This is a genomic window from Blautia sp. HCP3S3_C12, assembly GCF_052064155.1.
Lineage (GTDB): Bacteria > Bacillota > Clostridia > Lachnospirales > Lachnospiraceae > Blautia_A.
Genome location: NZ_JBQHWC010000006.1, coordinates 107,676 through 129,919, shown reverse-complemented (window position 1 = coordinate 129,919; position 22,244 = coordinate 107,676). Strand labels below are relative to the sequence as shown.

The following is a 22,244-nucleotide window of genomic DNA, read 5'->3' as shown; positions in this document are numbered from 1 at the left end:
TCCTGGGTAACCGTACACTCAGAGTATCAGGCAGCAATACATTTGAGGGAAAAGTATTTGTAGCTTTCATTGCCTTGATCATACGCTGCAAGATTTACACACAGCTTAGAAAAAGAAAAGCTGAGATGATCAACCGTCCGAACTTCATGACAGTCCCAGCTGCTTTGAGAGAACTGGAAAAGATTGAGTTAATAGGGCAGCCTGGTGGAAACTATAAGCTGGATCATGCAATCACAGCTACACAGAAAACGATACTCGGATCTTTCGGAATTGACGAGGCAGATGCAAAAGCACGAGCTCTGGCGATTGGTAAAGAATTAATGCATGCCGAAGAACCTGAAAAGGAGGAAGATGAATATGGCACGATTGAAGACGACGAAATCGATTGATGATAAGATTCTCGAATGCGAGGAAAAACTGAGAAAACTGAAAGAAAGATGCGATAGACTGACCGATGAACTCGATGGCCTCTATGCTGAGAAGAAAGAGCTGGAAGCCAAAGAGCTGTTAGAAGCCATCGCAAAAAGTTCAAAAACCAGAGCCGAAATCCTAGCGTTTCTTGAGAGTGCATAAACAGTTAGCGCCATCATTCACAGCATGTGATTGATGGCGTGTTTTGGTTTGAGTAGGAAAAACATGGGAAGTTAGGGTTGACTTTGCAGACTATCTGATTTATTATACTCGTAAAGAAGTAACTTACGAGTTACTAACTCACGAGTATAATTATTGGAGGTGAGCAGATGAGTCAATTCTATTGCCGTGAGGATGAGCTGCGGAAACTGAATAAACGGTATGCAGGTGATAAGTTTGAGTGCATTGTCATCTACGGCAGACGGCGTGTTGGTAAAACGGCACTGATCAACGAGTTCTGCAAAGATAAGCCTACCATTTTCTTTTCTGCATTGAACACGACAGGAAAGGAAAATCTGGAAGCTCTCTCAAAGTCGATTATGAGTTTTGAGCGGCCGGATATGGAGTCTGCACCGGAGTTCAGGTCCTATGATGCAGCTTTGGATGAGCTGACAGCACTTTCAAAGGAAAAGAGGATTGTCTTTGTCATTGATGAGTATCCTTATCTTGCAAAAGCAAAACCAGCTATTTCAGCGATGCTGCAGCACATCATCGACCACAAATGGACAGAGTCCAAGATGTACCTGATTCTTTGCGGCTCCTCTATGAGCTTCATGGAGAGTCAGGTGCTTGGAAAGGAAAGTCCGTTGTATGGCAGACGTACTGGCCAGTTTAAGATTGAGCCGCTAGACTATAAAGAAACCGCTGTGTTCCATCCAAATCTGTCTGCAGAAGACAATTCCCTGATTTATGGGATCACGGGAGGAGTTCCCCACTATATCAATAAGTTGGATGTGCGAGATAGTGTGGATGAAGCTCTGTTGGATAATTTCTTTGACCGCTCCAGCTATCTGTATGAGGAACCGGGGAACTTACTGAAGCAGGAACTCCGGGAGCCGGCCATTTATAATGCAATCATTAAAGCGATTGCAGAAGGTGCTTCCCGAATGAACGATATCAAGATGAAGGTCGGTGAGGAAAACTCGGTCGTATCGAAGTACCTGAAAACGCTGATCGACCTTGGCATTGCGAAGAAAGAAACACCGATTACAGAAAAACCGGGTAAGAAAACCATCTATCTGCTGGCTGATAACTTCTTCCGTTTCTGGTATCGGTTTGTGCCAATCAATATGAGTGCCATTGACTCTGGCAGAATTGCAAAGACCTATCCACACGCTGTAAAGCAGTATCTTCCTGATTACATGGGTCTAATTTATGAGAAGATGTGTCAGGATTACCTGCTCTATTATTCGGATAGCCTTCCTATTGAGCTGAGTGAAATCGGCCAGTGGTGGGGGACAGACCCGAAGAAGAAAAAGCAGATACAGATTGATATCGTCGGAACTCCTGTTGAGGGCAAAGACTATATCATCGGTTCATGCAAATACCGGAATGAGAAAATCGGTGTGGATGAACTCGATTTGATTCGGGATTATGCCTCAGTTTTTGGAAAGGGCAACAACTATCACTACTATATCTTCTCGAAAGGCGGATTCACAGATGGACTTCTTCAGGCACAAGAGCGAGGTGAAGTTCGGCTGATAACGCTGGAAGACCTTTACAAGTAAAAATTCTAATCAACCCTGCTGGTGAAAGCTGGCAGGGTATTTTTATACCCATTTTTAGTCTGTCTGCTCCGTGCAGATGGGCTTTTTTCATGCCGGCAAGGAGGTGTTGATTTATACTTAAAACTGACCCAGTTTTAACGAGGAAAATTGACCCACCAACAGCAGTGAATATTCTTGTGCGGTAACACCGCAAGTCCGGCAGACGGGAAACCGTCTGTCCGGGCTAGCGGGAACCGCTTATGCGAGTTTACTCACGTAATGTTTTGTCCAAGCCATAAACCTCTCGCATCGAGATATCATGTTCGGCATTGCAGATTGCCGGCCGAAACGGACATTTGTGCCATATTCGGCGGACACCTAAAGACATAATCAGCGGACAGCCGAGGACATATTAACCGGCCAAAAATCTCCAGATATAATAGAAATATCTCCTGTAAAAACGGAGAAATATTATATCTGGAGGTCCAACTATGGATTACAAAAAAGTGCTAAGGCTCCGCTTCGTGAACCGTCTTAGTTGCCGTGAGATTGCCGAAAGCTGTGGCGATTGCGGCAAAACATCTGTCAATATAACTCTAGGGTCTAACTCTACTAGGGTCAGACCCCATGAAATACCTATAAAATGAGTAAACGAGTCCTAAAAGTTCTATAAAGAAAGTATAAACAACACACAGAGAATATTTTCAGACAAGTCTAGGGTCAGACCCTATACCAACATTGGGGTCAGACCGTGCGTCCAGCAAAGGGGATATAGTCCGGTGGGTGGAAGCCCCATCAAATAAGCTGCTAACCACAGCATTTGAAGCGAGTCTTGTATGAAGAAAGGGGTACTAGGGGTCAGGCACCAGAAACAGCAAATAAAAGTTTTGTGAAAAATCTATAAAGCCAACTCGGAACAGAAGTTTGTGGTAAATGGTGATTCTGCTTACTTGTTCATTTGTATCAAAAATACAGGTTTGTTGTATACATCAGACAGGTAGTATCACTGTGAACACAAATTGCTAAAGTGCCTAATGTAGATAAAATTTATTTTTACTGTATTAAAGAGAGATTCTGTGCTATAATACTAATATCTATAAGACTTTTTCTTTAGTAATGGGGAAAGGAGAAAGGATACAAATATGACAGTTGATAGAAAGGTAAGTAGTATTGAGGCTAGTTTCAAGATGGAGAATATGCAATTTGATACAGAGTGTCGTCAAAGAGTGAAGAATGTGCTTACTAAGAAGGTATCAGTTGCTGATGCAATTGCAGAGTTGAATAACAAGTATGGTGTATCCTCAAAGCGTCGTGAAAGATCAAGAGTATGATTATTTTTATGATAACGAAAAAGACAAAAAGTATTGTTATCCAGGAACAAATATATTAAAGAATAAGCTCGATATTAGAGATATTGATGTTTTGCATAAAGCGGAGAGAGATTACTCATCTGTCCGTCAGGCTGAGCTGGCAAATAAAGGTGTGACTGGAGATTTTTCATTCAATCATCTTTGTTCAATTCATAAGCAGCTATTTCAGGATGTATATGCATGGGCTGGAAAGACAAGAACAGTTGATATTTCAAAGGGCACAATTTTTTGTTTGGTACAGTTTATAGAAGTGCAGTTTGAGGATCTTTATAGAAAACTAAAGAATGAAAATTTTTTATCGGATATAACGGATAAGAAAGAGATGAGCTGTCGACTTGCTTATTATTTAGGTGAATTAAATATGATTCATCCATTCAGAGAAGGGAACGGAAGAACTCAAAGAATCTACATAGAACAGTTATGTCAGAATAATGGAAGATTTGAGATAGACTTTACCGAATCATCAAAAGAAGAGATGGTTTTAGCCAGTATTCGCTCTGCTAATGTGTCAAATGATTTGTTGGAAGCCCTGATATTTAAGTGCCTTATTAAAATTTCGAAAAACAGTGGAACAGATAGTGCTCCTATACGTCACACGGTGTCAGGCAGTGCACCCTGCAAGGGCTTGAAATAATGCAGGTGGAAATCCTACCTGGAAAGGAACTAACCAATCCACTGTTTATTGTAAAATAAAAATGGTTCTTCCGCATATTTACGTACAATCCTGATTTTATACAGGATTGTACATCAGCTTTGCTGCTAATAACTTCTTGCTACATCGACCATACATAGTGCGTTTTACCATCTTCACTTTGTTATTTGTTCCTTCTACAAAAGCATTGCTTAAGTCACTGGCAACTGCATTTTCAACAGCTGAAATATCCTTTTCCAATCCACTTGCAAAAGATGCTAACTCTTTTAATGAAGAATACTTGTAGCAGTCAATAAATAGATATAATAATGGCATTTTTTTCGTCCGAAATATTTCATGACCACAGTGGGGTCAGGTACCAGAAACTGCAAATAAAAGTTTTATGAAAATTCTATAAAGCCAACTCAGGCGCATAACTTGTGTGGTAATGATGTTCGGAACTTAACATACTGCCCTTGTGTGACGCTGGTCACTTACTTGCAGTAGGTGCGGATCACCCATACGAAAGGTATGCTCCTGTTTACCGACAAAAGCATCGAGGAGATCGGTCTGGAATGCAGCATCGGAGAGCTGAACTACTTCAGCCGTGTGTTCAAGAAGCTGGAAGGCGTCAGTGGCTCAGAATGCAAAGATGGCTATTCTTATATTTTGTCAGACGATTGAGCAGGGACAGTTCTTTAGATACGACATATATATGCTGTGTCTGCAGATTCTGTTGATAGCCTTTGTCCAGCAACGTCTCAAACTGTTTTATGATTCGATGGATATCTGAGAATATGCTTGAGCTTTTATTGTTTTTTGAGAATTGACGTGATATAATAGTTACATTTACATGGCACTATATCAATGGTTTCGTAAAAAATTGCATGAAAATGGCTTAAAGACATTTATATGCGCCATAACAGCGTAGGAGGAGTAGATATGTTTCTGAGAACAAGTACTAGATCTGTACTTGAAAAATCGTTGGGAATGACTGTTGCAGAACTTGCAAGAATGGATTATGATCAAGAAATGATTTTCGTGAAAAGCAAATCAGGGAAAAAACCAGTTTTTTCTAAGACGGTTGATCATCGTATTGCAGCACGTGGCAACCATACGATTACAACTAAGAAAATAATGACAATGGAAGATGTCGATAGACGAATAGAGGGATGGAAGAAAGATGAGCGGAAGTACTAAGATTGATTCAGCCTTTCTTGTTAAATATAAAGATCAGCTAGATGAAGTTTTTCGGACTTATATTGAGGATATTAATCCATTCATTGTGAAATTTGAGTCCCAAAAAAATGTGTTTCCAGTTGAGGTCTCTCTAGGGTCAGACCCCATGAAGTACCTATAAAATGATTAAACAAGCTCTAAAAGTTCTGTAAAGAAAGTATAAATATCTTGCGGAGGCATATCATCCGTGATATAATTTGCTTAAAAATTATGTTGAGTAAAGGATGAGAAGCATATGCAGGAAAATATGAAAGAGTATTTTTCAGAAAAGGAAGCCCGTGAAAGGCGTCTGGCGATTTATACAGAAAAGATACAGGAAACCGTGTTAAATAAATCAGCAGAAACGATCCGAAGCCTGGTAGATGAAAGACATAACCAGAAGATGACGCAGCAGGAGATTTCAGATATTACCGGGATCAAGCCGTCAAATCTGGCCCGCTTCGAAAGTGGAGGCAGAGTGCCCACCTTGATAGTATTGGAGAAATATGCCAATGCTCTTGGGAAACACATCGAAATAAAAATCTGTGATGACTGACGGATTTTTATTTGAAGAATCATACATGATAACATAAAGCAAAACAATATCAAAAAGACCGTATAATTTGGAAGAATGCAACATCGGATGCAGATTTTTTGATAATAATAAAAAAATATAGTGTATGAAAATAAAATAATTGTTATAATCTAAGTAAGAATATGATAATTATCTCTAGGGTCAGACCCTGCGAAGTGCATGAATTTTCAAAAATTATAGGCGTATCTGCCCAGACATTATGAAATTGGGTGCCAATGGAAAACTTCATCCGCATCATACTACAGTAAGTGGCTATAGAATTATTCTGATGAGCAACTCAACCAGGTAATAAATGTAAAGCCTAAAAACCGCATTACAATTGGCTATTGCGATTTGGTTTTGAGCTGATAGAATATATCGCTTCACTTTATAATTGTGAGATTGAGATCATTGATAATACTGAAAAATCGTTACTGTTCACACAGCACTATCCCGCGAGGTGTTTTGGCATGAATATGCCAAAATTCCGAGACATACAAGCCAAAATTCCATTGCCGCAGGCAATCTGGAATGAATTTTGGCTACGTTACTGAGAACGGAGTGAACAGTAACGAAAAATCCGAACAGCAGGAACTTGTTGAAGATCTGGTTCAGCTAATCACAGTATGCAGTTGTAAATTACAGGGAAAACGAGCGGATAAAGCTAAGAAACTTATCCGTGAACTGATACAGGAGGAAACAGATGGTAAAAGCCATAAAAGATGCCTGTACTGCGTATAAGAACTTTTTTAAGGGTTTGCAGAAATTCCCAAGATTCAAGTCAAAAAAGAGATCAATGCCGAAGTTCTATCAGGACAACGTTAAGATACGCTTCAGTAATACACACGTTAAATTTGAAGGCTTTTCTTCCAGCAGGAAAGCAAATAAACAAAAAATGAATTGGGTAGGACTTGCAGAACATGGACGTATTCCGACAAATGCTAAATATATGAACCCGAGAATATCCTTTGACGGATTGAACTGGTGGATCAGCGTATGTGTAGAATTTCCTGACTGCAGGGAAACACTTAATGATGACGGAGTCGGCATAGACCTGGGAATCAAAGATCTGGCTGTCTGCTCTGATGGGACTAAATATAAGAACATCAATAAGAGTCAGAAAGTAAAGAAATCAGAAAAACAGAAACGCAGATTACAGCGTAGCATCTCTCGTTCTTACGAGAAAAATAAGAAAGGGGAAAGTTACTGTAAAACAAATAATGTAATCAAAAAGGAAAAACTTTTATTAAAACGAAATCACAGATTAACAAACATCCGTAAAAATTATTTAAATCAGACCATATCGGAGATCGTAAATCGAAAACCAAGATTTATATGTATTGAAGATCTGAATGTCAGCGGAATGATGAAAAACAGACATTTATCCAAAGCAGTTCAGGCACAGGGATTTTTCTGGTTTAGAAAACAGCTTGAATATAGGTGCAGCGATAAAGGAATCCAGCTTATTGTGGCTGATCGGTTTTATCCATCATCAAAGCTTTGCAGCTGTTGTGGAAACATCAAAAAAGATCTCAAGTTATCTGACAGAGTTTATAGATGTGCGTGTGGGAATATGATTGACAGAGATTTCCAGGCATCTATAAATCTCAAGACTTATGGAGAAAAATTTGCAAGCTGACACTGAAACGTTAATGCAAATATGTACGGATACGTTAGTCCGGAATTTACGCCTATGGAGAGTACAAGAACTTGTGAGTAGATTGATATTTATATCATCAAAAGCATACTCGTTGAAGTAGGAATGGAACATAGAAGTTTATAACTTTTTATAAGTTTTCAGTAACGGAAAAAGATATTATGATGTATCCATTTATGACATTGAACGACAATACAGAAATTACACATTCTGAGATGAAACCAAATGGTAGAGTAAAAGTGTATATAGAAACTCCAGATGAGAAGTATTGTTTTAAACACGCAACATGTTGGCTTCCAGATTATGAATGGGAAGATATATTTCAGTATTCAGATGAAGAAATAAGTCGTTTTGATGAAATTATACATTCCATGGCGCACTTGATTATAGAGTTTTCACAAGAGGGAGGATTTGATAATGCCTCGAATTTTTAGGTTTGGCGAGTACTGGATTTATTTTAGGACAAATGAAAATAAGCCACTTGAGCCTGTTCATATTCATGTTGCCAAGGGAGCACCGACAGCAAATGCGACAAAAATATGGATAACCAGTACAGGTAATTGCTTGCTTTGTAATAATAATTCCCACATTGCAAATCATACCCTTCGCAATATTATGCGTATGATAGAGGCCAGACATGATGATGTGATACAGGCATGGATTCAATATTTTGGAGAGATTCGATACTTTTGTTAGAAGATTCTGTAATATAAAAAATGTGTGAACAGTGAAGAAATATGCCAATGCTCTTGGGAAACACATTGAAATAAAAAACTGTGATGACTGACAGATTTTTATTCAAAGAATCATATATGATAATATAAAATATAATAACATCAAAGGAGTGATAACTATTGCAAGAAAATTAAGAGTCTGGTTTCCGGGCGCAACCTACCATATTATGCACAGGGGAGTGAGAAGAAAACCGATATTTGAGGATGAAATGGACTATCAGGTGTTTCTTCAGATCTTAAAAAGCGCATTGATAAAATATAGATGTGTTTTACATGCATATTGTCTGATGACGAATCATATCCATCTGCTTCTCGAAACCTGTGATATGGAAATTGGAAAATTTATGAAACATCTGTCAGAATGTTATGCCATGTATGTGAATCATAAGTACAGCTACAGGGGACATGTTTTTGAGAGCCGTTATAAATCATGTCTTGTGGAGGAAGATGCATATTTTCTCCAGACAAGCCGTTATATTCATCTGAACCCGGTAAAAGCGCAGATGGCGAACTATCCGGAGGATTATTCCTGGAGCAGCTACCGTACAATGATAGGGCTTATAGATGATGGAATCACAGAAAAAAGAAAACGCTGGCATATTTTTCCAACAACGCTGTATTTCGTTACCGGGAATTTGTGGAAGACATTGGACATAAATATGTGGTTCAGGAACAGCATATAAGAAAAATGATAGGGGAAGATGAGTTATGGCTACCGTGGTAAAAAGTTTTGCTATCCAGGGAATAGATGGATATCTGGTGGATATAGAAGTAAAGATGCTAGAAGGACAGCCGATGATATCGATTATAGGACTGGGTGGATATGGCTTACGCAGATACCATTTATCGGATCTGTTACAGCCAGGAAGCAAAACAGAAAACGGTATTCCTGGCATCGGAATATGCAAAGACCCAGATCGCAGTTGTCAGTGGAATGGCCAAAGGAATCGACAGCTATGCACATACTGCATGTCTCAATTCCGGTGGCTATACAATAGCAATATTAGGAAATGGCCTGGATATCTGCTATCCAAGTGAACACCACAAACTGATGAAATGTATAGAGGAAAAAGGTCTGCTTCTGTCAGAATATCCACCCGGAACTCCACCATCCAGATACACCTTTCCCAGAAGAAACCGCCTGATCAGCAGTTGGTCTGATAAATTAATCATAATCCAGGCCGGGAAAGGCAGCGGAGCATTGATAACGGCGGAGTATAGCAGAAAATATGGAAGAAAAGTGGAAATATAGAAAAACCATTGCGGTTCAAAATGAAGATTGTTATAATAAAAAACAGACAGAATGTAGAAAGTGGAAATTGCAGACACGGCTTTTTACTATGATACGGTAGAACAGCATCAAAAAGCACTTACCGGAAGAACACGTACTAATGGTGGGATTTTACCTGATGATAATGTTCGTGTTTATGTGCCGCTGGACTTAAATGCAGCGCAGATATTGAACAGACTACAGCAAATCTATCAGATTATGGAAAGTCCGGATGATACGAATGAATTAGAGTTTTCTTACCAGGTGGGTAAAATTATCTCACAACTTGAAATATATGATCAGGTGTGTGTAGCAAGAGATTTAGGAAATGCGGTAAGAATTAAAGAACATCTCCACAGTAAGAATGGTATAGAACTGGCTGGTAAGATTGTTAGTATTTTACTGAAAGATGAAGGCAGCGCAGAACGTTTTCCATATGATGTTGTGGACAAGTTAAAAATGGAATTTGGAATATGATGTATATTTGCATGAGAATAGAGAAGAATTTACAAACGTAGTTAATCGGGCAAGTGAATACTTTCATATCCTGCCGATTATGTCAAAGAAATAGGAAGGTTAGAGATGAGTAAAAAAAATAAACAGGAAAATGAAAAAGAATATGGAATTGTTTCATGGGTGGGTTTGGTATTGTCGATAATAAGTGTAGTGATTGCAGTTTGGACTATATCAGCAAGTAATACGAACGCAAAAACTGATAGACGTGTAGATACATATACGGAAGCTATGGTATCTTTAGATACGTTAGCTTTTTATGAATGGAGCGCGGAAAATGGATATGAAGAGATAGTTAATAATGAAATAGATGATGAGTGGATGCGCAAACAATTGCTTGAAGCAGTGAAGATTAAAGCTAGATTAGAATTATTTGATGAAAAGAAGGCAGATAAATATTGGAATATAATTTCTCAGATATTTGATGAAGGACATAAATTCGATACAAATGAGTACGAAAAATTAAAAAAGGAAATTAAAGAAGAAATTTAGTATTCAGGTGGATTGTTACAAAGTCAAGGAGATTTTCGGGACGGCTGTTTTGCAGAGGGTTGTTTGAGTTTGATGATATTATACATAATAGTTTGGGATGTATGCTGGGGCGTTTGTTGGGGAATAGGATGATAAGGTTGGTGTATGGAAAGCAAAGGTCAGGGGCTAGAAGAAAAATCAACGGATGCAAGACAGAAAGCACAAATTTCTGAGGATAGTACAATTCTTACTACAGGAACAATTTCGCAGTATCCATGTAAAGTAAGTTGCAAGGCACAGTGGGATAAGAAGGGCGAACCTATAGAATTTCAACGTGTTATTTTGAAAGAAGATGCCAGAACAAAATTTGGTGGCTCTAATCCTATGCAGCCAACTGTAATTGAATGGGAACAGAAAATTTCTCGGGCAGACCATTCAGATAACGAAGTCATTCTTCCGCTGGTGCTTTATCTTAGTACGGCACGATTGTGGAAAGATGGGAATAAAAAAGCAGTTAAGAAAGGTGTATTTGGAAGAACAGAGGCATATAGTCACTGCCTTGATGCACAGCATGGACTGGATATTGCATTTCGTTATATTGAGATGCTTAAAGCCGTTGCAGTAGAAGAAAATGGTGGGAAGCTTTTTCCGTCTTATGAGGCAATTTTGAAAGCAGTAAATGAAGCATTCAGAGAAGAACTTCAACCAGGAGAAGAAATTATATCGTCAACAAAGTATGAGAATGATATGATTGCGCTTAAAACATCAGATGGAACTGTTTTGCCATTCCAAATGCTGAGTGATGGCTATCGAAATGTAATAAAAATTATTCTGGATATTGCTACAAGAATGTGTATTTTAAATCCATATTTAAAGGGAGAAGCACTGAAAAAAACACCTGGAATCGTTCTGATTGATGAGATTGATCTGAGCCTGCATCCTACCTGGCAAAGACGTATTGTAGGAATTTTAAAAGAATTATTTCCAAGAATCCAGTTTATTTGTGCAACGCATTCTCCGTTTATCATTCAATCATTGGAAGAAGGGGAACTGCTTACATTAGATCAGCCATTGGACAGCGAATATTCAGGTGAGGGACTTGAGGATATTGCGGAGGATATTATGGGGGTAGTATTACCGCAATATAGTGAAAAGAAGCGAAAAATATATGAAGTGTCAAAGGAGTATTTTGCTGCATTGCGAGATGCTAAAAACCCAGATGAGATAGAGAAACTCGGAAAGAGACTGGCTGAACTAGAAGCTGAATATAGTGAAAATCCTGCATACATGGCATGGGTTCATCAACAATATATAGAACAGGCATGGAAAGTGAAAAAGAATGAGACCAGTAGACAAAGGTGAATCACCTTATGAAAAAATAGATAAATATCAGGATGCATTACCATATTTGGAAGATAAGATAGGTCTGTATTGTTCTTACTGTGAAATGCCAATCAAGCATGTTCCGGAGGTAGAACATGTAGTATCTAAGTCGAAAGGTGGAGATTTCACAGCCTGGGAGAACCTGAATTTAGGGTGCAAGTATTGTAATTCCAGAAAGTCATCGAAAGTAACACTGAATAATAAGAATGATTATTTATGGCCAGATGAGGATAATACAGCGATTGCTTATTTATATACCAATGGTTTTCCGATGGTAAATAGAGATGTGTTAAATAAATTAGATACAACGGGTATGTATTTCAAAAAGGCACAAAATACATATGATCTGGTTGAATTGGGAAAGATACCCGAAAAAGGGGATAAGGACAGACGATTTGCAGAGAGAAATGCAACTTATTATAAGACAAGAAAATCTTTGGAAAACTGGAGGCATGTGAAAGATGCTCCTGATGAGCCACAGATTTTATTGGCTTTGATTGACAAGTTTCCAGGAACTAGGAAAGAGTGTTATGATAAACAGGGAGAAATTAAAAAGGATTTGTTTTCCGAAAAGTTAGGATAATTGTCAGAGGTCTGCCTTTTGCACAGACAGAATTACAGCTTGTCCCTGTAAATTCTTCCAGTTCCCACCAGTCTTTTAGTTCCCTGTATTTTGTTTCGATATTCCAGCGTTCAAAATAAAGGTTATATAACAAGGATGGAGAGATAGACGGATTTATAATATTGGTTACCAGATACTCATTTGCTTCCTTGGACTTTTGAGGCAGAGGAACTTTTACAACCCGGTAAAGGATCGGTTTGCCATTTGCGGAAGTAGCTGTCCATGAAAAATCATCGGAGCCTAATTTGCAAAATTTATTGTCTTTTCTTAAACGCATCAAAACGTTGCATCCATTGGAAACCAGATCCTCATATAATTCTTTTGAGTAATATCCACGGTCAAAAATGAGCAGGGCATTGTCAGCAAGGTTCAGTTCCTGCAGCCGGGTCCAGTGCTCTCTTGCCGGATCACGTTCGCCGGTCGCTTTCGTATATATCTGTCCATCAATTATCTGGTCGAGAAAGACATCATAGATAGTTGAGAGCAGACCTTCAACCCAGAAAACATCATGATTGTTGCAGCTGGTAATAGCCCCAAATTCCGCAGAGGTATCATTGGACAAGGGAATCTCCAGTGTAGACCCATCAACAGCAAAAACACGGTATCCAAACCAGTTTTTTGGACAGTCAAGGTGTGTATAAACCATTTCAACCTGTTTATCCAAAAGTTCTTTGAAAAGATCCGGCAGAATTCCTTTTCTGGCTTTTGAAACAGCCTGCCTGGAAACATCAGGAAAATCAATGTCCGGAAGCTGGCGCTGAAGATCAGACAATTCAATATCCATGGAACGTTTTTTTGAATGGATAAGATAAGCAACAACCTGTTTCAATGTCAGTTTACGATATCGCACAAAAGAATTTGGACGTCGAAATCGTTCAAGAAATTCATCGGAATTAATCCGTTCATGTAACTGTGTCAAAATCAAAGAAATTAAATCATAATAATTCATGGCATTACCTCCTAAAAAAGTATATATTCAAGAGGCTGCACCAAAAATTTTGATTAATTTGTCAAGTAGACAAATACGCGAGTCTGACCCCATGAAGTTGGAAAGGGATAAAGAATTATGCAGTTATACCAGTTTGAAAAAATTTATTCACAGATGGAGAGGGAATTCGGAAAGATCAGAAAGGGCGAAGAAGAAACATACGCTATGCTGCTGTTACCAATGGAAGGAAATGTATTAAAAATACACCGTGAATTCCCGGAATCAAACAGCCGAAGATTAAGAGAGGCTATTGCATTGGCATTATTTGATATAAAACCTAAAATCTGAATAATGGTCACTCAAATATGCATGAGCAATTGATTTTACGCCAAATGAAATTTAGTGATTATATTTTTATAGTCACTAAATTGCCAAATCAATGCTAATCGTTGATAATACAGGCTTCTGGCTCCTTTCAGGAGGCTATTTAGTGACCAAAATAAGGATTTAGGGATAAAAGGGAACTACAGTACAGAAGAATATAGATGAATCGTTTGGGAAGAGGCTTAATTAGTACAATATATTTGTATGACAATATGAAAGAAAAGATAACTGGATTTTTAATAGATATAATGTTACAATATATCCGTATTCTTTATTAAAGGAGAGATATATGGATGAGAATTTGTTAAAAGTTGGGAAATATGATAACAAATTTAACGAAATATTAGGTATAGAAATTGCGGAAGTTGAAATTTATAGATCCAAAGGACTTCCTGCACATATGTTAAAGAGTAAACACCAAAATTGTTTGAAATATATTGATTACATACCAGATATTATTGAGAATCCAGATTATGTAGGGGTTAATCCAAACGAAAAGGAAAATAATTCTTTTGAATTAATTAAGCGTTATAAAGATAATATTTTAATTGGGATAAAATTAGATAAAGATGGGGACTATTTATATGTCGCAACTATGCATGAAGTACAAGAATCAAAAATAATAAGACGTTTACATAGTGGAAGGATTAAGGAAGTTATTACTGAGTGTAAAAAACTAGCACTGAAAACATAGTACTGAAAACAAAAAAAATAATATTGACAAAGAAGAAAATAAATAGTATCCTTTTTATAGAAAGTGAATATGATAATAACAAGCATAATTATTTTTGAGGTCAGAAAAGGTTCCTGACGCACTCTGAAAAGAGTACCTGAGATGATGGATACACCGCCCATCCAAAAATAATTGTGCTTTTATTATGTAATTCATGGGTCATACTTTATGAAGTACCCATAAAATGAGTGAACGAGCCATAAAAGTTCTGTAAAGAAAGATAAATATCTTGCAGAGGCATATCATCTATGATATAATTTGCTTGAAAATTATGTTGAGCAAAGGATGAGAAGCATATGCAGGAAAATATGAAAGAGTATTTTTCAGAAAAGGAAGCCCGTGAAAGGCGTCTGGCGATTTATACAGAAAAGATACAGGAAACCGTGTTAAATAAATCAGCAGAAACGATCCGAAGCCTGGTAGATGAAAGACATAACCAGAAGATGACGCAGCAGGAGATTTCAGATATTACCGGGATCAAGCCGTCAAATCTGGCCCGCTTCGAGAGCGGAGGCAGAGTACCCACCTTGATAGTATTGGAGAAATATGCCAATGCTCTTGGGAAACACATCGAAATAAAAATCTGTGATGACTGACAGATTTTTATTTGAAGAATCATGCATGATAACATAAAGTAAAACAATATCAAAAAGACTGCATAATTTGGAGGAATGCAATATTGGAGGCTGCTTTTTTGATAATAATAAAAAAATATAGTGTATGAAAATAAAATAATTGTTATAATCTAAGTAAGAATATACCAGAAAGGTTGCTAATGGCTATGTAAGAGATGCTTATATTTATTTGAACCGTTATAAAGGAATTCAATTTCTAAAAGAGTTTTACGATGTAGAGCATACCCTCTCATTTGATGATACTATAGATGATTTATCTGCAATATGCAGAAAAAATGGGGGTGTGGCTTACGTAATAATATAGTGAAAGAGAAAAATAATCGGAACAGGAGATGTCTGATATGATTTTGTACTACTAATCGTGATCAGGCGGTGAGCTTTGCACAAAAGGTTACGGAGCGACGTAAAACAGGGAAAGCTACGCTGAACATTTACTCAGTGGACGAGAACGTTGCATTCGAAGAGTGTAGTTTGCTGCGATTTGATAATCCGGATGAGATGTGGTTGGATTTTGTAGCTGAGAATCGTCAGGGTACATACCAGGAAAAGCAGTATGATTTGATTTATGGTGCAGTCGCAAACGATGATGTGTATCGTACAATTACCCTGTATATGACTGGAGTTTTGGATAAGGAGCAGACTTTGATGGCACTGAAGATTCGGAAGTTGTTCAACCAGCTGGTATTTGGAACTGAGAAATCTTTACAATATCTACATTTTGAGGGGAGGGAGCTTGTATGAATGAAAATCAGTTTAGCGCAATGCTGGCGATTATTGTGCCGCCTATTATTGAGCTGATTACTAAAAACAGTAATGTAGATGATGTTAAAGCGATATCTCGTTTTTATCAATCCAATCTTTATCGGGAACTGGCAGATGAAAAGTCAAAGCTGTGGCATTACAGTCCTATGACATTATATACAATGTATCAAGATGAACTTTTGACAGGTTCTTACGATTACCCGGAGGAGGCATGAGAGATGAGCAAGGAATCGAACTTTTTAATTTACTGCATGGAACGGTATCGTTATTTTAAAGGGCTTTCTGGGGTTGATGTGGCGAAAAAATTTGAAAAATATGATATCTATGGGTATATAATAAAGTATTTTGAATCACTGCATACAATGGGAGATAATTGTATTGTGCAGGACATTGATGATTATATCAGCAGTATAACTGGGAATAGGAATGGAAGCTCTCAAAACTGCACAGGCCAGACTTTGTGAAGTGTCTATTATTTTTAAAAGTGCGTATGAGGTGTAAAACAAAAAAGATACCAAGGGTCAGACTTTGCGAAGTGCTTATAAAAAACAGGGGGTAGGGGAAGAGTTTGTTGAAATTGGAAAAGCGAAAAGAACTGAAGTATGCGGTAAGGTGATGAATTATAGATTAGGAGGGATTCTCGAGTCAATACGCGAGTCTGACCCCATGAAGTTGTAAAGGGATAAAGAATTATGCAGTTATACCAGTTTGAAAAAATTTATTCACAGATGGAGAGGAAATTCGGAAAGATCAGAAAGGGCGAAGAAGAAACATACGCTATGCTGCTGTTACCAATGGAAGGAAATGTATTAAAAATACACCGTGAATTCCCGGAATCAAACAGCCGAAGATTAAGAGAGGCTATTGCATTGGCATTATTTGATATAAAAGGGAACTACAGTACAGAAGAATATAGATGAATCGTTTGGGAAGAGGCTTAATTAGTACAATGTATTTGTATGACTATATGAAAGAAAAGATAACTGGATTTTTAACAACCGTAGCAAGAATTCCCTCACCTCTATAGGTGATGGGATGAATTGCACATTCGAGCATATCTGCTCAAATTCATAAAAAATCGCAAAACACTTGTTCTGATACAATAAATATATTATAATAGAAAAAAGAACAATATGCTCTTGGAATTTGGACGGTCGAAATAAGCAATGAGTGAGTGTACATAATGAGTTTAGATAATAATTCTCATTCAGTGTTTTTGTTTGATTCTGGTTATGAAATATAGCAGAAAGATGCTGGACGATAAGATGTCAGAGAGAACAAAAGAAATCTTTGAAATATAGCACCTGTTGAAACAATCCATCAGTATATAGAGAGTCAGGGTGAGAAAGATAAACCGGGCAGTAAAAATAAGGATCTATCCAAATAAAGAACAGATAACCCAGATAGAGAAGACAATCGGCTGCAGTCGTTTTCTCTATAACCGGATGCTTGCGGATAAGATCCGTTATTATCAGGAAGAAAAAAAGATGCTGAAAAATACGCCGGCCGGATATCCCATGTTCTACCGGAATGCAGAGAAAAAACTTGCCCGGGAACAGAGAAAACTTTCCAGATGTGAAAAGGGCAGCCGTAACTATCAGAAACAGAAGAAAAAGGTTGCTTTATATCATGAAAAGATAAAGAACCAGAGGAAGGATTTCCAGCATAAGCTCAGCCACAGCCTTGCAGAAGACTATGACGCAGTATGTGTGGAGGATCTGAACCTGAAGGGGATAGCCGGAGGCCTGCATTTCGGAAAAGGGATACAGGATAACGGATACGGCCAGTTCCTTTCCATGCTTGGATATAAGCTGGAAGAACGTGGAAAATATCTGATAAAAGTAGACAGATATTTTGCATCCAGCAAGATATGCAGCGTATGCGGACATAAGAAGAAAGAGCTGGCATTATCAGAACGGATATACCTATGCGAATGTGGAAACCGGATGGACCGGGATGTGAATGCGGCGGTCAATATTCTGAAAGAAGGAAAAAGAATATATAAAAAATGTGCATAATAGCACAGAAAAGATCCGTAACCGGATAAAAAAAGAACCGCGGGACACGCGGGGATAGCCTGTTTTAGCTTTGCCCTGAAGGGCAATTGAGCAGGAAGCTTCCACTTCAAAATCTGTAAGATTTAAGTGGCGAGAGCATGTCACGTTGTATTGTCCGAAGGTAATCTTTACAGGAACCTTTTTTCCTAACAGGAAGGTCATTGCAAAGATGCAGGAGAGTATCTGCGAAATAACCGTTGCAATGGCAGCACCGGAAATTCCCATATGAAAACCAAAAATAAAAATCGGGTCTAACAGGATGTTACATCCTGCGCCGATCAGTACGGTAAACATTCCTACAAGGGGGAAGCCCTGACAGTTGATAAAGTAATTAAGCTCTGTAGCCATCAGTGCGAAAAAGGTATCTGTTCTGCTTTTTTATGATTTTTTTCGCCCATTCGGATTCCCATGGTAATGGAACCTCCGATTCCTACCAGAGTGCCAATTGCGCGGTCATAGAAGGGATGGAAAGCTGGAGCACCAGAGTGCGTACGGGTGCCTTGCCAAGATTTGCTGTTGTGTTCATTTTAATTTTCCTCATCCATTCGACAGGGACTGCCGCATCTGTATGTGCAGCAGCCCCTGTTATTAATCATTGTCAATTCTAACAGATATGGACAGAAAAAGCTATAATATTTGAGATAAAAAAGACGTAAAAAAAGAATAGAAAATATCTTGCAGATGGATATACCCAGTGGTATAATTCCAGAAAAAGTTTTGGCAGACAGCCAGCAGGATAGCTTTTTTTATCAGGGCTTTATAGGAGGAAAATGACAAGATGCAGACAGATATGACAGCAGGGAAGCCTATGAAGATGGTGCTTGGTTTTACCATTCCTGTTTTTCTTGGAAATGTGTTTCAGCAGCTGTACAGTATGGCAGATGCAGTGATCGTAGGAAAGTTTGTGGGTACCGGAGGCCTGGCTGCAGTTGGGGCAACAGGCACCATCAATTTCCTTATTATTGGTTTTGTGCTTGGTATTACTGCAGGATTTGCGGTTCTGACGTCTCAGAAGTTTGGCGCCGGACGTATGAATGAAATGCGTAAGACTGTAGGAAATGCGGCAATTCTTTCAGCAGTGATCACGATAGTCTTGACTGCAGTCAGTATGCTGGGAATGCACTGGCTGCTTGTCTTTATGAATACACCGGAGGATATTTTTGACGGAGCATATGGATATATTATGATTATCTGTGGGGGGATTTTTACCCAGGTATTGTATAATCTGGTGGCCAGCATCCTCAGGGCTTTGGGGAACAGCAGGACACCTCTGTATTTCCTGATTCTGGCGGCAGGGCTTAATATTGTCCTTGATCTGGTCTTTATCATTGTGTTCCATTTTGGAGAGCCGGGAGCTGCCTGGGCTACCGTAATCTCCCAGGGAGTGTCAGGAGTTCTCTGCTTGATCTATATCAGGAAATGTGTCCCGGAGCTTCGGATGGAGAGAGAGGACTGGAGATTTGATCCCGGGATTGCAGGAAAACAGATCCGTGTGGGAATCCCCATGGGACTTCAATATTCTATTACTGCCATTGGAACTATGATGGTGCAGAGCTCACTGAATATTCTGGGTTCCGGTGCAGTAGCCGCTTTTACAGCAGGTTCCAAGATTGATAATGTATTTACCCAGGCCTTTGTTACTCTGGGTACCACCATGTCTACCTACAATGCACAGAATATTGGTGCCCGTCAGCTGGAACGTGTGCGCAAAGGCTTCCGTTCGGCAGATGTGATCGGCTGTATCTATGCAGTGGCAGTGGGCTTTATTCTGTTTTTTGCAGGAAAGTATTTTGCATATCTGTTTATCTCAGATAATGCGGAGACGGTGATTCCTATGGTGGATATCTACTTGCAGTGTGAGGGAATGTTTATGATCCCTCTTTATGTGGTCAATTGCTACCGCAATGGATTTCAGGGAATGGGATATGGGCTTTTGCCTATGCTTTCCGGTGTTGCGGAGCTGATCGGCAGGGGAGTGATGGCTGTTGTGGCTGCCCACGAAAAAAGCTACAGAATGGCCTGTATGGCCAGTCCCTTTGCCTGGATCGTGGCCACAGCCCTTCTGTTTGTACTTTATTTCTATGTAATGAAGGATATGAAGAAAAAACTGTGCCTGTAAGTATCAGATATTTTTACCAGCATTTACTGCAGGCATCATATCCTCTGGATTCTGCGTCAGATTTTGAAATCTGTCTGGCATTGTCCGGATTCATTCTTCCACAGTTGGGAATACTGTGATACTTTTTGCCGGTTGCAGGTATCCACACCATTGTGCCTATATCTACTCCGGCATTTTCTGTCTGTGCAGGAGCCGGATCGGATACCGTCGTTTCATTCTGACCTGAAGATGTTGCAGAAGAGCCGCTTGCAGAATAATCATTGCAGGGCTCCTGAGACCATGTGATGTTGGTTCCGTCAGATACTGCAATGATTGTGCCCTGTTTATCTGTACGGAATACAGGGATTTCCATATCTGACAGGCGTCCCATGGTATCAGCAGACGGGTGATGATACTGATTATCGATCCCACAGCTTATCACTGCGTAGGAAGGTGAGGTTGCTGCAAGAAAATCCCAGGTTGTAGAGCTTGCGGATCCGTGATGGCCTACAGACAGCACATCGCAGTCAAGGTTCATGCCTGTACTGATCATATCCTGTTCACTGGTTTCCTCGGCATCGCCTGTAAAAATAAAGCTGTTGGAGCCATTTTCAAGCTTGATCACAAGGGAGTTGTCATTACTGTTCTGGCTGATGCCGTCCGGTGCCAGTACAGTGAAGCTTCCGGTACCGAAATCAAAGGTCTCACCTACAGAAGGATACTGTACGATGATGGCATTTGCAGTGGCAGTATTCATGAAATTGTTGAACAAATTGGACGTATGTACATAATCCGGGCCGAAAATATTGCTTACAGAGAAATCATCTATGCAGGGAACAAGGCCACCGATATGATCCTCGTCATAGTGTGAGGCAATCATATAGTCAATGGTTTCTACATTTTGCTGCTGCAGATAAGAGATGAGCAGATCAGCGTGGCTTGGGTCTCCTCCGTCATAGAGAAGATTCTGGCCTCCTGACTGTACCAGGATGGCATTTCCCTGTCCGATATCAATAAAATGTACAGCCATGTCTCCGTTTGCATCTGCATAGACTGTCAGTGCCGACTGGGGAGCCAGGGTAAACAGCAGCAGAAACAGGGATAATAATAAGGAAAGTAATTTGTTCTGCTTTTTCATAGGTACCTCCTGTATTGCCTGTTTGTTTTCAGGCATTTTTTTCTTTTGCTTTCTCTGTTTGATTATAGCAAATGGAACCGACAAATTCTATTATATTTTTCATATTCTGTAAAGCAAGTATATTGACATTTGAACAGAGAAATGGTTTAATGAAAAAGATGGTATGCTATTTTTACCATGCGAAGGAGGATTGATAAATATGTCCAGAACAGGTATCTATGACATTCACTGTCATATTGTACCGGGAGTGGATGACGGTGCCTCGGATTATGAGGATACGAAGAAGCTTTTGCGTATGGAATATGATCAGGGGGTAAGGAACATTATTATCACCCCTCATTTCAGATTTCGTATGTTTGAGACCCCTCTGTCCAGAGTGCAGGAGCAGTTTTTGCTTGTACAGAAGGCAGCAGCGGAGATCGGTGATGATCTTCAGGTATATCTTGGCTGTGAGTTCCATGCCAATATGGAGATGTACCGTATGCTGAGAGAGGGAGAGGTCAGCACCATGGCAGGTTCCAGGTATGTGCTGGCGGAGTTTTCGGAGAGCTCAGAGGGCTCTTACATAAGGGAAAGGCTGAACAAGCTGATTTCCAGTGGCTATAAGCCCATTGCAGCTCATATAGAAAGGTATGAGGCCACAAGGTCAGACCTGGGCTTCGTGGAGGAGCTTGTGGATATGGGAGTATCCATGCAGATCAATGCAGACAGTATTGTCGGCAAGGAAGGCTTTTCCACCAAACGGTATTGCAGGAAGCTGATGAAATATGATCTGGTGAAGTTTGTAGGCTCGGACTGTCACAATACCAGAAGCCGTATCTCAAGGATGGGCGAGGCCTATGATTATGTTGCGAAAAAAATGGGAGAAGCTTATGCAGACCATTTATTTATAGAAAATCCCCGGAGAATTCTGGAGGATGCGAAAAGAAGGAAGGAAAGATAAAGCCAA

27 protein-coding genes and 5 pseudogenes are annotated in these 22,244 nt (G+C 39.3%); 29 read left to right on the top strand and 3 right to left on the bottom strand.

Annotated elements, in window-relative coordinates; translation table 11 throughout:
* From ACTNDS_RS07770 to ACTNDS_RS07755, 4 genes and pseudogenes are all read left to right on the top strand, one after another.
* A pseudogene (locus ACTNDS_RS07770) lies at positions 1–389 on the top strand (hypothetical protein); the annotation flags it as partial.
* Positions 358–573: a hypothetical protein gene (locus ACTNDS_RS07765; protein ID WP_441034834.1), complete on the top strand. Its 216-nt coding sequence runs from the start codon at positions 358–360 to the stop codon at positions 571–573. The pseudogene ACTNDS_RS07770 and the gene ACTNDS_RS07765, both read left to right, overlap by 32 nt.
* A 167-nt stretch (positions 574–740) precedes the next feature.
* On the top strand, positions 741–2,138 hold the full coding sequence (locus ACTNDS_RS07760) for an ATP-binding protein (RefSeq protein ID WP_112483362.1): 1,398 nt from the start codon (positions 741–743) through the stop codon (positions 2,136–2,138).
* 1,290 nt (positions 2,139–3,428) lie between these two features.
* Positions 3,429–4,121: a Fic/DOC family protein gene (locus ACTNDS_RS07755; protein ID WP_441034833.1), complete on the top strand. Its 693-nt coding sequence runs from the start codon at positions 3,429–3,431 to the stop codon at positions 4,119–4,121.
* 96 nt (positions 4,122–4,217) lie between these two features.
* Here the strand turns inward: ACTNDS_RS07755 and ACTNDS_RS07750 are convergent, their stop codons facing one another.
* Positions 4,218–4,454, bottom strand: coding sequence for a transposase (locus ACTNDS_RS07750; RefSeq protein ID WP_441034832.1), 237 nt, complete (start codon positions 4,452–4,454; stop codon positions 4,218–4,220).
* A gap of 195 nt (positions 4,455–4,649) precedes the next feature.
* On the opposite strand from ACTNDS_RS07750, the gene ACTNDS_RS07745 reads away from it, so the two are divergent.
* The 14 genes and pseudogenes from ACTNDS_RS07745 to ACTNDS_RS07680 all read left to right on the top strand — a co-directional run bounded on the left by ACTNDS_RS07745 (position 4,650) and on the right by ACTNDS_RS07680 (position 12,521).
* Entirely contained in the window at positions 4,650–4,802 is a 153-nt protein-coding gene (locus ACTNDS_RS07745; RefSeq protein ID WP_441034830.1) for a hypothetical protein, read from the top strand.
* Between the two features lie 258 nt (positions 4,803–5,060).
* Entirely contained in the window at positions 5,061–5,318 is a 258-nt protein-coding gene (locus ACTNDS_RS07740; RefSeq protein WP_441034828.1) for a hypothetical protein, read from the top strand.
* Positions 5,319–5,592: 274 nt separating this feature from the next.
* Positions 5,593–5,892, top strand: a complete 300-nt coding sequence (locus ACTNDS_RS07735) for a helix-turn-helix domain-containing protein (RefSeq protein WP_019161589.1) — start codon at positions 5,593–5,595, stop codon at positions 5,890–5,892.
* A 161-nt stretch (positions 5,893–6,053) separates the two neighbouring features.
* Positions 6,054–6,329: pseudogene (locus ACTNDS_RS07730) on the top strand (MerR family transcriptional regulator); the annotation flags it as partial.
* A 142-nt stretch (positions 6,330–6,471) separates the two neighbouring features.
* Positions 6,472–6,651: pseudogene (locus ACTNDS_RS07725) on the top strand (hypothetical protein); the annotation flags it as partial.
* On the top strand, positions 6,614–7,549 hold the full coding sequence (locus ACTNDS_RS07720) for an RNA-guided endonuclease InsQ/TnpB family protein (protein ID WP_441034827.1): 936 nt from the start codon (positions 6,614–6,616) through the stop codon (positions 7,547–7,549). The pseudogene ACTNDS_RS07725 and the gene ACTNDS_RS07720, both read left to right, overlap by 38 nt.
* 179 nt (positions 7,550–7,728) lie before the next feature.
* Complete coding sequence (locus ACTNDS_RS07715; RefSeq protein WP_433844407.1) at positions 7,729–8,001, top strand: hypothetical protein; 273 nt, start codon at positions 7,729–7,731, stop codon at positions 7,999–8,001.
* On the top strand, positions 7,985–8,263 hold the full coding sequence (locus tag ACTNDS_RS07710; protein ID WP_441034825.1) for a DUF4160 domain-containing protein: 279 nt from the start codon (positions 7,985–7,987) through the stop codon (positions 8,261–8,263). The genes ACTNDS_RS07715 and ACTNDS_RS07710 overlap by 17 nt, the downstream gene beginning before the upstream one ends.
* A gap of 217 nt (positions 8,264–8,480) precedes the next feature.
* The gene (locus ACTNDS_RS07705) at positions 8,481–8,984 is read left to right on the top strand and encodes a transposase (RefSeq protein WP_441034824.1); all 504 of its coding nucleotides are present in this window, start codon (positions 8,481–8,483) and stop codon (positions 8,982–8,984) included.
* Positions 8,985–9,124: 140 nt separating this feature from the next.
* Positions 9,125–9,553 (top strand): DNA-processing protein DprA, encoded by a 429-nt coding sequence (locus ACTNDS_RS07700; protein WP_441034822.1) that lies wholly within the window; start codon positions 9,125–9,127, stop codon positions 9,551–9,553.
* A 60-nt stretch (positions 9,554–9,613) separates the two neighbouring features.
* Positions 9,614–10,048, top strand: a complete 435-nt coding sequence (locus ACTNDS_RS07695) for a hypothetical protein (protein ID WP_441034820.1) — start codon at positions 9,614–9,616, stop codon at positions 10,046–10,048.
* A gap of 105 nt (positions 10,049–10,153) precedes the next feature.
* Positions 10,154–10,576 carry a hypothetical protein gene (locus tag ACTNDS_RS07690; RefSeq protein ID WP_441034818.1) on the top strand — a complete coding sequence of 141 codons (423 nt, stop codon included), beginning with the start codon at positions 10,154–10,156 and terminating at the stop codon, positions 10,574–10,576.
* 144 nt (positions 10,577–10,720) lie between these two features.
* Entirely contained in the window at positions 10,721–11,917 is a 1,197-nt protein-coding gene (locus ACTNDS_RS07685; RefSeq protein ID WP_441034816.1) for an AAA family ATPase, read from the top strand.
* The gene (locus ACTNDS_RS07680) at positions 11,895–12,521 is read left to right on the top strand and encodes an HNH endonuclease (RefSeq protein ID WP_441034814.1); all 627 of its coding nucleotides are present in this window, start codon (positions 11,895–11,897) and stop codon (positions 12,519–12,521) included. The genes ACTNDS_RS07685 and ACTNDS_RS07680 overlap by 23 nt, the downstream gene beginning before the upstream one ends.
* Here ACTNDS_RS07680 and ACTNDS_RS07675 read toward each other — a convergent pair.
* Complete coding sequence (locus ACTNDS_RS07675) at positions 12,487–13,509, bottom strand: IS4 family transposase (RefSeq protein ID WP_441034813.1); 1,023 nt, start codon at positions 13,507–13,509, stop codon at positions 12,487–12,489. The two genes, ACTNDS_RS07680 and ACTNDS_RS07675, sit on opposite strands and share 35 nt — an antisense overlap.
* 117 nt (positions 13,510–13,626) lie before the next feature.
* Here ACTNDS_RS07675 and ACTNDS_RS07670 point away from each other — a divergent pair, with 117 nt between their 5' ends.
* The 10 genes and pseudogenes from ACTNDS_RS07670 to ACTNDS_RS07625 all read left to right on the top strand — a co-directional run bounded on the left by ACTNDS_RS07670 (position 13,627) and on the right by ACTNDS_RS07625 (position 20,178).
* Entirely contained in the window at positions 13,627–13,836 is a 210-nt protein-coding gene (locus tag ACTNDS_RS07670; protein ID WP_441034811.1) for a hypothetical protein, read from the top strand.
* A 325-nt stretch (positions 13,837–14,161) separates the two neighbouring features.
* Positions 14,162–14,566: a PBECR2 nuclease fold domain-containing protein gene (locus ACTNDS_RS07665; RefSeq protein WP_441034809.1), complete on the top strand. Its 405-nt coding sequence runs from the start codon at positions 14,162–14,164 to the stop codon at positions 14,564–14,566.
* A 335-nt stretch (positions 14,567–14,901) separates the two neighbouring features.
* Positions 14,902–15,201 carry a helix-turn-helix domain-containing protein gene (locus ACTNDS_RS07660; RefSeq protein ID WP_019161589.1) on the top strand — a complete coding sequence of 100 codons (300 nt, stop codon included), beginning with the start codon at positions 14,902–14,904 and terminating at the stop codon, positions 15,199–15,201.
* Between the two features lie 199 nt (positions 15,202–15,400).
* Positions 15,401–15,544, top strand: a pseudogene (locus ACTNDS_RS07655) (DUF3791 domain-containing protein); the annotation flags it as partial.
* Positions 15,545–15,597: 53 nt separating this feature from the next.
* Positions 15,598–15,981: pseudogene (locus ACTNDS_RS07650) on the top strand (DUF3990 domain-containing protein); the annotation flags it as partial.
* Complete coding sequence (locus ACTNDS_RS07645; RefSeq protein WP_441034807.1) at positions 15,978–16,217, top strand: hypothetical protein; 240 nt, start codon at positions 15,978–15,980, stop codon at positions 16,215–16,217. The pseudogene ACTNDS_RS07650 and the gene ACTNDS_RS07645, both read left to right, overlap by 4 nt.
* 3 nt (positions 16,218–16,220) lie before the next feature.
* Positions 16,221–16,466, top strand: a complete 246-nt coding sequence (locus ACTNDS_RS07640) for a DUF3791 domain-containing protein (RefSeq protein WP_441034805.1) — start codon at positions 16,221–16,223, stop codon at positions 16,464–16,466.
* Positions 16,467–16,694: 228 nt separating this feature from the next.
* The gene (locus ACTNDS_RS07635; RefSeq protein ID WP_441034803.1) at positions 16,695–16,922 is read left to right on the top strand and encodes a hypothetical protein; all 228 of its coding nucleotides are present in this window, start codon (positions 16,695–16,697) and stop codon (positions 16,920–16,922) included.
* 420 nt (positions 16,923–17,342) lie between these two features.
* Positions 17,343–18,020: a transposase gene (locus ACTNDS_RS07630; RefSeq protein WP_441034801.1), complete on the top strand. Its 678-nt coding sequence runs from the start codon at positions 17,343–17,345 to the stop codon at positions 18,018–18,020.
* 817 nt (positions 18,021–18,837) lie between these two features.
* Positions 18,838–20,178: an MATE family efflux transporter gene (locus ACTNDS_RS07625; RefSeq protein ID WP_441034800.1), complete on the top strand. Its 1,341-nt coding sequence runs from the start codon at positions 18,838–18,840 to the stop codon at positions 20,176–20,178.
* A gap of 13 nt (positions 20,179–20,191) precedes the next feature.
* Here ACTNDS_RS07625 and ACTNDS_RS07620 read toward each other — a convergent pair whose 3' ends face one another.
* Positions 20,192–21,295, bottom strand: a complete 1,104-nt coding sequence (locus ACTNDS_RS07620) for a ComEC/Rec2 family competence protein (RefSeq protein WP_441034798.1) — start codon at positions 21,293–21,295, stop codon at positions 20,192–20,194.
* 199 nt (positions 21,296–21,494) lie between these two features.
* Here ACTNDS_RS07620 and ACTNDS_RS07615 point away from each other — a divergent pair, with 199 nt between their 5' ends.
* Positions 21,495–22,238, top strand: a complete 744-nt coding sequence (locus ACTNDS_RS07615) for a CpsB/CapC family capsule biosynthesis tyrosine phosphatase (RefSeq protein WP_441034796.1) — start codon at positions 21,495–21,497, stop codon at positions 22,236–22,238.
* Positions 22,239–22,244: the final 6 nt, after the last annotated feature.

Bases quoted from the DNA above. Each gene is read 5' to 3' on its own strand.
- ACTNDS_RS07765 (WP_441034834.1), top strand. From the start codon at position 358: ATGGCACGATTGAAGACGACGAAATCGATTGATGATAAGATTCTCGAA.
- ACTNDS_RS07760 (WP_112483362.1), top strand. From the start codon at position 741: ATGAGTCAATTCTATTGCCGTGAGGATGAGCTGCGGAAACTGAATAAA.
- ACTNDS_RS07750 (WP_441034832.1), bottom strand. From the start codon at position 4,454: ATGCCATTATTATATCTATTTATTGACTGCTACAAGTATTCTTCATTA.
- ACTNDS_RS07745 (WP_441034830.1), top strand. From the start codon at position 4,650: ATGCTCCTGTTTACCGACAAAAGCATCGAGGAGATCGGTCTGGAATGC.
- ACTNDS_RS07740 (WP_441034828.1), top strand. From the start codon at position 5,061: ATGTTTCTGAGAACAAGTACTAGATCTGTACTTGAAAAATCGTTGGGA.
- ACTNDS_RS07735 (WP_019161589.1), top strand. From the start codon at position 5,593: ATGCAGGAAAATATGAAAGAGTATTTTTCAGAAAAGGAAGCCCGTGAA.
- ACTNDS_RS07720 (WP_441034827.1), top strand. From the start codon at position 6,614: ATGGTAAAAGCCATAAAAGATGCCTGTACTGCGTATAAGAACTTTTTT.
- ACTNDS_RS07715 (WP_433844407.1), top strand. From the start codon at position 7,729: ATGATGTATCCATTTATGACATTGAACGACAATACAGAAATTACACAT.
- ACTNDS_RS07710 (WP_441034825.1), top strand. From the start codon at position 7,985: ATGCCTCGAATTTTTAGGTTTGGCGAGTACTGGATTTATTTTAGGACA.
- ACTNDS_RS07700 (WP_441034822.1), top strand. From the start codon at position 9,125: ATGGCTTACGCAGATACCATTTATCGGATCTGTTACAGCCAGGAAGCA.
- ACTNDS_RS07690 (WP_441034818.1), top strand. From the start codon at position 10,154: ATGAGTAAAAAAAATAAACAGGAAAATGAAAAAGAATATGGAATTGTT.
- ACTNDS_RS07685 (WP_441034816.1), top strand. From the start codon at position 10,721: ATGGAAAGCAAAGGTCAGGGGCTAGAAGAAAAATCAACGGATGCAAGA.
- ACTNDS_RS07680 (WP_441034814.1), top strand. From the start codon at position 11,895: ATGAGACCAGTAGACAAAGGTGAATCACCTTATGAAAAAATAGATAAA.
- ACTNDS_RS07675 (WP_441034813.1), bottom strand. From the start codon at position 13,509: ATGAATTATTATGATTTAATTTCTTTGATTTTGACACAGTTACATGAA.
- ACTNDS_RS07670 (WP_441034811.1), top strand. From the start codon at position 13,627: ATGCAGTTATACCAGTTTGAAAAAATTTATTCACAGATGGAGAGGGAA.
- ACTNDS_RS07665 (WP_441034809.1), top strand. From the start codon at position 14,162: ATGGATGAGAATTTGTTAAAAGTTGGGAAATATGATAACAAATTTAAC.
- ACTNDS_RS07660 (WP_019161589.1), top strand. From the start codon at position 14,902: ATGCAGGAAAATATGAAAGAGTATTTTTCAGAAAAGGAAGCCCGTGAA.
- ACTNDS_RS07645 (WP_441034807.1), top strand. From the start codon at position 15,978: ATGAATGAAAATCAGTTTAGCGCAATGCTGGCGATTATTGTGCCGCCT.
- ACTNDS_RS07640 (WP_441034805.1), top strand. From the start codon at position 16,221: ATGAGCAAGGAATCGAACTTTTTAATTTACTGCATGGAACGGTATCGT.
- ACTNDS_RS07635 (WP_441034803.1), top strand. From the start codon at position 16,695: ATGCAGTTATACCAGTTTGAAAAAATTTATTCACAGATGGAGAGGAAA.
- ACTNDS_RS07625 (WP_441034800.1), top strand. From the start codon at position 18,838: ATGCAGACAGATATGACAGCAGGGAAGCCTATGAAGATGGTGCTTGGT.
- ACTNDS_RS07620 (WP_441034798.1), bottom strand. From the start codon at position 21,295: ATGAAAAAGCAGAACAAATTACTTTCCTTATTATTATCCCTGTTTCTG.
- ACTNDS_RS07615 (WP_441034796.1), top strand. From the start codon at position 21,495: ATGTCCAGAACAGGTATCTATGACATTCACTGTCATATTGTACCGGGA.